11 protein-coding genes are annotated in these 8,963 nt (G+C 44.9%); 2 read left to right on the top strand and 9 right to left on the bottom strand.

Annotated features, from left to right (window positions below):
- Positions 1 to 168 precede the first annotated feature (168 nt).
- From fusA to fkpA, 8 genes are all read right to left on the bottom strand, one after another.
- Positions 169 to 2,265: an elongation factor G gene (gene fusA, locus AB4375_RS21035; protein WP_017061101.1), complete on the bottom strand. Its 2,097-nt coding sequence runs from the start codon at positions 2,263 to 2,265 to the stop codon at positions 169 to 171.
- 166 nt (positions 2,266 to 2,431) lie between these two features.
- Positions 2,432 to 2,902 carry a 30S ribosomal protein S7 gene (gene rpsG, locus AB4375_RS21030; protein ID WP_010435163.1) on the bottom strand — a complete coding sequence of 157 codons (471 nt, stop codon included), beginning with the start codon at positions 2,900 to 2,902 and terminating at the stop codon, positions 2,432 to 2,434.
- A gap of 107 nt (positions 2,903 to 3,009) precedes the next feature.
- Positions 3,010 to 3,384, bottom strand: a complete 375-nt coding sequence (gene rpsL, locus AB4375_RS21025) for a 30S ribosomal protein S12 (protein ID WP_004737194.1) — start codon at positions 3,382 to 3,384, stop codon at positions 3,010 to 3,012.
- Between the two features lie 182 nt (positions 3,385 to 3,566).
- Complete coding sequence (gene tusB / locus AB4375_RS21020; RefSeq protein WP_017063711.1) at positions 3,567 to 3,842, bottom strand: sulfurtransferase complex subunit TusB; 276 nt, start codon at positions 3,840 to 3,842, stop codon at positions 3,567 to 3,569.
- A gap of 8 nt (positions 3,843 to 3,850) precedes the next feature.
- On the bottom strand, positions 3,851 to 4,207 hold the full coding sequence (tusC, locus tag AB4375_RS21015) for a sulfurtransferase complex subunit TusC (protein ID WP_017063710.1): 357 nt from the start codon (positions 4,205 to 4,207) through the stop codon (positions 3,851 to 3,853).
- Positions 4,204 to 4,593 carry a sulfurtransferase complex subunit TusD gene (tusD, locus tag AB4375_RS21010; RefSeq protein ID WP_017063709.1) on the bottom strand — a complete coding sequence of 130 codons (390 nt, stop codon included), beginning with the start codon at positions 4,591 to 4,593 and terminating at the stop codon, positions 4,204 to 4,206. The genes tusC and tusD overlap by 4 nt, the downstream gene beginning before the upstream one ends.
- Positions 4,587 to 5,312, bottom strand: a complete 726-nt coding sequence (locus AB4375_RS21005; protein ID WP_004729851.1) for a transcriptional regulator — start codon at positions 5,310 to 5,312, stop codon at positions 4,587 to 4,589. Before AB4375_RS21005 ends, tusD begins: the two co-directional genes overlap by 7 nt.
- A gap of 205 nt (positions 5,313 to 5,517) precedes the next feature.
- Complete coding sequence (gene fkpA, locus AB4375_RS21000) at positions 5,518 to 6,294, bottom strand: FKBP-type peptidyl-prolyl cis-trans isomerase (protein WP_102393029.1); 777 nt, start codon at positions 6,292 to 6,294, stop codon at positions 5,518 to 5,520.
- Between the two features lie 131 nt (positions 6,295 to 6,425).
- On the opposite strand from fkpA, the gene AB4375_RS20995 reads away from it, so the two are divergent.
- Complete coding sequence (locus AB4375_RS20995) at positions 6,426 to 7,403, top strand: WD40 repeat domain-containing protein (RefSeq protein ID WP_017063707.1); 978 nt, start codon at positions 6,426 to 6,428, stop codon at positions 7,401 to 7,403.
- Positions 7,404 to 7,408: 5 nt separating this feature from the next.
- Positions 7,409 to 7,636: a SlyX family protein gene (locus tag AB4375_RS20990; RefSeq protein ID WP_009848930.1), complete on the top strand. Its 228-nt coding sequence runs from the start codon at positions 7,409 to 7,411 to the stop codon at positions 7,634 to 7,636.
- 180 nt (positions 7,637 to 7,816) lie between these two features.
- Here AB4375_RS20990 and AB4375_RS20985 read toward each other — a convergent pair whose 3' ends face one another.
- Complete coding sequence (locus tag AB4375_RS20985) at positions 7,817 to 8,782, bottom strand: isoaspartyl peptidase/L-asparaginase family protein (protein ID WP_136981917.1); 966 nt, start codon at positions 8,780 to 8,782, stop codon at positions 7,817 to 7,819.
- Between the last annotated feature and the right edge of the window lie 181 nt (positions 8,783 to 8,963).

Here is an 8,963-nt window from a genome sequence, read left to right as displayed (position 1 = left end):
TTCAAATTTTTCTTTAGACACAATCGTGTTCCTTCCTAGTTATGATTCGCCACGTTCATTATTGAGCGAGACGCGCCAGAAATTGCTATTTTATGCGCCAACTCTCGTTAGCGCAATATTTGGACGCATTGTTCTTTCAAAAAATGAAAAAAAATGCCTTCCTTTTGTTTAACCACGCTCTGCAATGATTGCTTTTGCAACATTGTTAGGCACTTCAGCGTACTCACTAAACTCCATAGAGTAAGAAGCACGACCTTGTGTCGCAGAACGTAAATCAGTTGCGTAACCGAACATGACAGACAACGGAACTTGTGCACGAATTATCTTCAGGCCAGCTGTCCCCTCGTCCATACCTTCGATGATGCCGCGACGACGGTTAATATCGCCAACAACGTCACCCATCCAGTCTTCTGGAGTAGTTACTTCAACTTTCATCATAGGCTCAAGCAGAACCGGTTGCGCTTCAAGTGCACCCGTTCTGAAAGCCATAGAGGCAGCGATTGTAAACGCCATCTCACTTGAATCTGTTTCATGGTAAGAACCATCATATAGTGTAGCTTTGATATCCAAAACTGGATAGCCAGCAAGCACACCATTGTTCATCTGCTCTTCAACGCCTTTAGCAACTGAAGCGATAAACTCTTTCGGTACGATACCATTGGCAATTTCATCCACAAAGACAAAGCCTTCGCCAGCTTCTGATGGTTCTAGTTTCAGCCATACGTGACCGTACTGACCTTTACCACCATGTTCACGGATAAATTTACCTTCCGCTTTCGCTGTACCACGAATAGTCTCACGGTAAGCCACTTGCGGGTTACCAACGTTGCAGTTCACGCTAAATTCGCGCTTCATACGGTCAACGATGATATCTAAGTGTAGTTCACCCATACCAGAAATCAGAGTCTGGCCAGTTTCCGCATCCATATCAACGCGGAACGATGGGTCTTCCGCTGCTAGTTTACCTAGAGCGATAGTCATTTTATCTTGATCAGCTTGAGAGCTTGGCTCTACAACGATCTGAATAACTGGGTCTGGGAACTCCATGCGCTCAAGAACAATCTTATGGTTCTGGTCACAAAGGGTTTCACCAGTAGTCACATCTTTCAGGCCAATGATGGCTGCGATGTCACCTGCTCGTACTTCTTTTACTTCTTCTCGCTTGTTTGAGTGCATTTGAACAATGCGACCTAAGCGTTCACGTTGTTTCTTCACAGAGTTATAAGCTGTTTTACCGCTTTCAACAACACCAGAGTAAACACGGATGAAAGTTAAAGTACCAACGAATGGGTCTGTTGCAATCTTAAATGCTAGCGCTGAGAACGGTTCTTTGTCGTCTGCGTGACGCTCTGCTTCGTTCTCATCTTCATCGATACCTTTAATTGCAGGCACATCGACTGGAGAAGGAAGGAAATCAACAACTGCATCTAGAACAGCTTGTACACCTTTGTTTTTGAATGCACTACCACAAGTAGCAAGTACGATTTCATTATTAAGGGTACGAGTACGAAGACCTTGTTTGATTTCAGCTTCTGTTAGTTCACCTTCTTCAAGGTACTTATCCATCAGCTCTTCATTTGCTTCTGCAGCAGCTTCAACAAGTTCTGTACGATATTCTTCAGCCATTTCTTGCATGTCTGCAGGAATATCTTCGTACGTGAAAGTCATGCCTTGGTCAGCTTCGTTCCAGTTAATTGCCTTCATCTTGATAAGATCGACAACGCCTTGGAAGTTTTCTTCAGCACCAATGTTCAGTTGAATTGGAACAGGAGTTGCGCCTAAGCGGTCCTTGATCTGTTCAACTACGCGCAAGAAGTCAGCGCCGGTACGGTCCATTTTATTAACGAAAACCATACGTGGAACTTGGTACTTATCAGCTTGACGCCATACTGTCTCTGACTGAGGTTCAACACCAGATGAGCCACAGAACACAACAACTGCACCATCAAGCACACGCAGAGAACGTTCTACTTCGATTGTGAAGTCAACGTGTCCAGGAGTGTCGATGATGTTAATACGGTGGTCCGAGAACTGAGCTTCCATACCACGCCAAAACGTAGTGGTTGCTGCTGAAGTGATCGTAATACCGCGCTCTTGCTCTTGCTCCATCCAGTCCATGGTTGCTGCACCATCGTGAACTTCGCCGATTTTGTGAGAAAGACCGGTATAGAACAGAATACGTTCACTTGTGGTTGTTTTACCTGCATCTACGTGAGCAACGATACCGATATTACGGTATTGCTCTATAGGAGTTTTACGAGCCACGGTTGAATCCTCTTATTAGAGACTTAGGGACTATTGCTATGTCTAGGTTAGGCGTTAAAAGCGATGCTTCGCTAAAAATTGCTTGCCCTAGAAATAGCAATAGTTCCTAGCATAAGCATAGGAACTAAAGAAGTGCTGCAAGGAACCTTGCAGCACTAAAAAGGTATTACCAACGGTAATGTGCGAACGCTTTGTTTGCGTCAGCCATGCGGTGAACGTCTTCACGTTTCTTAACCGCAGTACCTTTGTTCTCAGACGCGTCTAGCATTTCAGCAGCTAGGCGTTGAGCCATAGATTTTTCACCACGCTTACGCGCAGCTTCAACTACCCAACGCATAGCAAGAGCGTTACGGCGAACCGGACGAACTTCTACAGGTACTTGGTAAGTTGAACCACCTACACGGCGAGATTTAACTTCTACCGCTGGGCGAACATTTTCAAGAGCTTCTTCAAATACAGCTAAGTGGTCTTTACCAGACTTCTCAGCCATTGAATCTAGTGCAGTGTAAACGATTTTTTCTGCAGTAGATTTCTTTCCGTCAACCATAAGGATGTTAACGAATTTTGCCAGCAATTCAGATTTGAACTTAGGATCTGGAAGGATCTTACGCTGACCTATTACGCGACGACGTGGCATGGATATTCTCCGTTGTCTTCTTCAGGTTTTTTCCAAAACTTTTCAGAATAATAAATAAAATAGTGTTTGGCCTTACTTAACGATTTCTTTTTAAAAAAGAGAATCAATTAAGACTTAGGACGTTTCACACCGTACTTAGAACGACCTTGTTTACGGTCGTTAACGCCAGCACAGTCAAGTGCGCCGCGAACAGTGTGGTAACGAACACCCGGAAGGTCTTTTACACGACCGCCACGGATTAGTACAACACTGTGCTCTTGTAGGTTGTGGCCTTCACCGCCGATGTACGAAGTTACTTCGAAACCGTTAGTTAGACGTACACGACATACTTTACGTAGTGCCGAGTTAGGTTTTTTAGGTGTAGTAGTGTAAACACGAGTACATACACCACGTTTTTGTGGGCACGCTTCTAGTGCAGGCACGTTGCTTTTAACAACTTGCTTTACACGAGGTTTGCGAACCAACTGGTTAATAGTTGCCATTAACTAGCTCCTGAAATTTACTTGAAAGTAAGCTTTGTGAAAAATCTATCCCTAATCACAAGTCGTAATTAGGGACGCAAAATTCTATTCAGCAGTGGGAGGTGTGTCAAGAAATATACAGATCTTTTTTAGCCGTCTAGAGCTCAGGATGGTCTACTTTTAACCAAACTGATAAAACACAGCTACCAAGTGACTGATTTGTCGTTCAAAACCGTCAGTTTAACGAAGCCATCGAAGTCAACTTGATCAATGGTACTTGAGACAAGTAGTTGTAAACCTCGGCTATCGAGATCTGGTTTTAACACCGACACCTGCTCTACTGCGCAGATTTGAGTGAATAACTCATGATTGGGAAGGCAAACATACACCGCATCTTCCACCAAAAGATACTGATCTTGCGGCTGAGAATAGGTCAATGCGAGTTTAAGTTTGTCGACTGATTTTACAATATGAAGCATAGCGTCCCCTAGAAAGTCAGTATCTGTTGGCACTGAGCTAACTTCTGCGTTAACTCGTCGGCTTCAACGGTGGTCACATCGATCAGCAGGTTGTCTGCTGAAAGACCAAACTGACTCAGACTACGCTGACACACATACACCTGTTCGATGTCGTACAGGTCCATAAGTTTGAATGCAGAGATGTAGTCACGCGATAGTGTTTCGTCGGGCTGCTGCGCTTTGAGAAGCTGTGTCACGCCATCGCCAACAAAGAACACGGCAATGTCTTCACTATATGCGGACGCAGCAAGCAGGGCGTCTAACCCTTCTCTACCCGCAGCGGTCGTATGAGGGAAACTGTTAAATATAAAGGCTAACTTTCTCAAAACTGCACAACCCTATCTTGCGTTAGTAGCGCTTCCGATAAGCTTCCTAATCCGGCTTGAGTAAATCCAGTGGCTAGGTTAGAGGCACTTAGTTGATGTTGCTCTGCTTCTTCAGAGCTAATCACTCCGCGTCTTAGCGCAGCTGCCACACAGGTTTCAAGGCTAACATCGTGTTCATCAGCCAGCTTTTGCCAAGCAGAAGCTAAATCAAATTCATCGTTAGCCGGTACGGTAAGGTCTGAGCCGTTACTGACGCCATCTTGATAGAAGAACACACTGTGAAGTTTGTGGCCCTGTTTAATCAGAGCCACGGCAAACTGGTAGGCACTTCTTGCTGACTGTGAGCCATAAACTGGCCCATTCACTAGGAGTGTATAGCTTAGCAACCCTCTTCATCCTCTGTTTTACGTTGGCGGATGTATAGGTACACGGTGTGCTTAGAGATGTTCAGTCGCTCAGCAACGCGGTTGATCGCGTCTTTAATATCGAAAATACCTTTGTCGTACAGCTCCATCACGATCTGACGGTTCTTAGTATTGTTCGATACCGATTTGTCAGCGTTAATTTCTTCAATGGTGCGTTCAACCGTTTGGTCGACAAGTTCTTCAACGTCACTAGCGAAGTTAACCGATGATGCGGCTTCGTCTGCGTCTTGTGTAGGCATGAACGATTGCAGCACTTGTGAGAATGGCGCGTCTAGATTCACGTTAATACACAGTAGGCCAATCACTCGGTCTTCACCGTTGCGGATAGCAACCGTGATCGACTTCATCAACACTCCGCCTTTAGCGCGAGTGAAGTATGAACGTGAGAAGTTACGCTTAGAACCTTCAATATCTTTTAGCATCTTCAATGCAAGATCGGTGATCGGCGAGCCAACCTGACGACCTGTATTTTCGCCGTTGGCAATTTTAATCGCAGAAGTATTGAGGTCTTCTAAAGAGTGCAAAACGATTTCACAAAACGGACCAATAAGGCTCGCAATACCGTCAACAACGGCCTCATAAGATCTTAGAATGATTTTATCGTGTTCACTGAATGGCATAACGTGGACTGATTCCATTTCAAGTAACACATCTGCATTGACTGTTTCTGTAGTAGTCACTTATTCCTTACCTTCGTGTGAAAAATCAACAAATTTATGTAAGTTTATCAGAAAATTTTAATTGCACACCTAGCTAACATTGCAACTAGTGATTTAGAACAAGTTTAAAAATCAAATACTCATCTTCAAATCATAAAAAAAGCCTAACTCAAAGTTAGGCTTTTTATTCAATCAACGTATTTTAGTACGAGGCTTTTAACCGATATTACTGTGCAGGAGCTGCTTCAGCGTTATCGATGTTTAGTAGTTCTACTTCGAATACTAGCGTTGAGTTAGCTGGGATAGTCGGTGTGTCTTGCTCACCGTATGCTAGCTCTGGCGGGATAACGAACTTGTACTTAGAACCAACTTGCATCAGTTGTACGCCTTCAGTCCAGCCTGGGATTACGCGGTTTAGTGGGAATGTTGCTGGTTCGCCACGATCGTAAGAGCTGTCGAACTGAGTACCGTCTGTTAGCGTACCTTTGTAGTGTACTTGAACGGTATCAGTGTCTTTTGGAGAAGCGCCTTCACCAGCAGTCATTACTTGGTAAAGTAGACCAGATTCAGTTTGCTTAACGCCTTCAGTTTTAGCGAACTCAGCGCGGAAGTCATCACCTGCTTTCTTAGTTTCAGCTGATTTCTCTGCCGCTTGTGCTTGCATCGTTTCAGCAACACGCTTGTCTAGAGCTTCAAGAGCTGCGCGAGTTTCTTCTTCGTTCAGTGCAGTTTTCTCTGCGAATACGTCTTCGATACCTTGAAGAACCATATCTTTGTCTAGGTTAATACCTAGCTCGCTTGGCTTATCAATGCTTGTGCTTAGGTAGTTAGCGAAAGATACGCCGATTGCGTATGCCGCTTTGTCGTCTTCTGTTTTAAAGTTTACTGCTTCAACTTTAACTTCTTCAACCTGTGGAGCTTCTGCCTTTGGTTCTTCTTTCTGACAACCAACTGCTAGCATAACCGTTGCGGCAAGCAGTGATACTTTTAAAACTGATTTCATTGAATTCTCCAATTAATGGCCAAGCCATTGGTTATTGTGCACAAATCTAATGATTAGATTGGTGTGAATACGTTAGTTATAACAATATACTAGTCATATGTCTTTCGACACAAACCGGATTATTAGATGTGATGCGAATATTTTTCCACTCATTGCTATGTACAATTGTCATCACCTTGTTAAATGGTTGCTTTTTCTTCCAAGATGATGAGCAGCGTTGGGAAATTGAGCCCAATGGTGCCACCAGCTTTGCACTCAGCAGAGATGGACGCTTCGCCCTGCTCTACTCTCAGCAAAAGCAACTGCTCCTTTGGGACCTCGCCGAAGACCAAGAGTTGGCTCAGCTTGGTCCACAAGACCAGTTAGAAAACCAAGTATCGCGTATCCGTATCTCGGACAATGGCCGTTTTGCCATTACCGCTAGCCAGATGAACTTCGCCGTTTGGGACCTATCTTGGACTCAAGCACAAGGGCTCTGGTCTATCTCCGACGGCTTGATTCGCGATGTCGATATCTCTAGCAATGGTGAAAAAGTATTGCTTGGCCTTTCTAATGGAAAAGCCATCTATGTGGACTTAGTCACCGGACGCCGTCTTGAGTTCCTTGCTCACCGAGAAAAAGTTAATTCTGTTTCCCTTTCTTCCAATGGTCGCTACGCATTATCAGGTGGCAACGACTATAAAGCCTACCTGTGGGATACCGAGTCAGGCTTGGTATTACGCACCTTTGAGCATGAACAAAGAGTAGTACGAGTCGCGCTACAACGCGATGGCGAGCTGGCTTTTACCTCTGATGGCGGCAATCAAGCGATGATTTGGGATCTTGAAACGGGCGAACCTCAAGCGCAATTGCAAAGCTGGTCTCGACAGTTGATTTTTTCGAGTGCTCGTTTTTCTGATGACGGCAGCATGTTGGTGACGGGCACGCCATCCAGCCAAGTGAGTGTGTGGAATACTCAGGATGGCAAACGAATTTCTCGCCACGATGCTGAGCCACTAAAAGATGCTCGCCCTCCTCGTGCGGTAGTGTATGATGCAGCCTTTGATGATAAGAACCGTGTGATATCGGGCACCTCTGCGGGCATTGCCCAAGCTTGGAATGTGGATTAAGAACGATGACAGAAAAGCGAGTTGAACAACTAGAAAGCCGCGTAAATGACCTAGAGTGTCAGCTAGCTTTCCAAGAACAGACCATTGAAGAACTCAATGAAGCGCTTAGCCAACAACAAATGTTAATCACGAGAATGCAAGATCAGATGAAGTTCGTGGTTGGCAAAGTAAAAAATATGGATGGCTCTAATCTAGCTGACGCATCAGAAGAGACGCCACCTCCACACTATTAAGTGCGGTTCAAAATAACCAATTAAATCTAACGACGCATATCGTTAGTTTCTCGTCCTCAATGTGTAAACACATTTCAGGACGGGACATAGAAAACTAAAAGGGCGACAGATACTTATCTGTCGCCCTTTTGTTTATTTCATCTCAGTGAATAAGCTAAAGCCAATTAAGCCGATACCAACTTAGTCGTCGGCATAAATCTTCACTTCAACACGACCTTGAGTATCAACGCTTGCACGATACATTCCTGAGCTGTTCATACCAAAATGTATATCGCCTTGGCCATCGATAGCGATCAAGCCACCTTCTCCACCCATGGTTTTCAATTCACCTTGAATGATAGTTTCACAAGCGGTGTGTACATCTTCTTTCAGATAACGCATTCGTGCTGCGACATCACTGGCGACCATTTTACGTAGGAAGAACTCCCCCATCCCGGTTGTTGAGACGGCAACGTTGCCATTTTCAGCGATGGTTCCCGCCCCAATAATCGGAGAATCACCCACACGGCCGTATTTCTTATTGGTCACGCCACCGGTACTGGTTGCTGCTGCTAAGTTACCCGCTTGATCTAATGCTACTGCACCGACCGTGCCGTACTTTTTGTCGTCGGGGTATTTCTCAGCTTGCTGCTGATCATATTTCGCTTCAGACAGAGCAAAGATGCCTTTCTCTTTCATCGACTGAAGTTGGTCATAGCGACGCTCAGTAAAGAAGTAGTCTTGCTCGGTAAAGGTGTACTCATGCTCAAACGCAAACTTCTCGGCACCTTCACCAATCAGCAACACATGGTCGCTTTTCAGCATCACATCACGCGCAAGTTCAATTGGATTTTTGATATGGCGAACGCCTGCAATAGCACCCGCATCCATTTCGCGGCCGTGCATCACAGAAGCATCCATCTCAACAAATTCATCATGCGTTAAAACAGAGCCCTTACCGGCATTAAAGTGCGGGCTGTCTTCCATCACCTTAACCGATGCCACTACCGCATCCAGAGCATCACCACCCGATTGCAATATTTGATAACCAGCCAAAACCGATTTTTCCAAAGCCTCGGTAATACCCGCTTTTAATTCATAGCTCATTTGCTCGCGCAAGATGGTTCCTGCACCACCATGAATGGCAATTGAAAAAGGCTGTGACATACAAACTCTCCACTGACGTCGTCTTATAATGTTGTGCTATCAATACCACATCCATGGTTCGATGTCTGATAACGAAAACCAAACTTTTACGAATGCTTAGATTTGCGGACACTTAGTTTGGTAGAGAAAAGCGAGACTCCTAAACGCAAAAAGCCTCCACAAGGGCTGTCTCTTATACACA

This window comes from Vibrio sp. 10N.261.51.C6 (genome assembly GCF_041471785.1).
GTDB lineage: Bacteria > Pseudomonadota > Gammaproteobacteria > Enterobacterales > Vibrionaceae > Vibrio > Vibrio crassostreae_C.
The sequence above is the reverse complement of the archived record's forward strand: the minus strand, read 5'-3'. Positions and strand labels throughout refer to the sequence as shown.

Excerpts from the sequence above, each read along its gene's own strand:
- tusB (WP_017063711.1), bottom strand. The coding sequence starts at position 3,842 with ATGCTTCATATTGTAAAATCAGTCGACAAACTTAAACTCGCATTGACC.
- fkpA (WP_102393029.1), bottom strand. The coding sequence starts at position 6,294 with ATGAAATCAGTTTTAAAAGTATCACTGCTTGCCGCAACGGTTATGCTA.
- rpsL (WP_004737194.1), bottom strand. The coding sequence starts at position 3,384 with ATGGCAACTATTAACCAGTTGGTTCGCAAACCTCGTGTAAAGCAAGTT.
- rpsG (WP_010435163.1), bottom strand. The coding sequence starts at position 2,902 with ATGCCACGTCGTCGCGTAATAGGTCAGCGTAAGATCCTTCCAGATCCT.
- AB4375_RS20985 (WP_136981917.1), bottom strand. The coding sequence starts at position 8,782 with ATGTCACAGCCTTTTTCAATTGCCATTCATGGTGGTGCAGGAACCATC.
- AB4375_RS20990 (WP_009848930.1), top strand. The coding sequence starts at position 7,409 with ATGACAGAAAAGCGAGTTGAACAACTAGAAAGCCGCGTAAATGACCTA.
- AB4375_RS20995 (WP_017063707.1), top strand. The coding sequence starts at position 6,426 with ATGCGAATATTTTTCCACTCATTGCTATGTACAATTGTCATCACCTTG.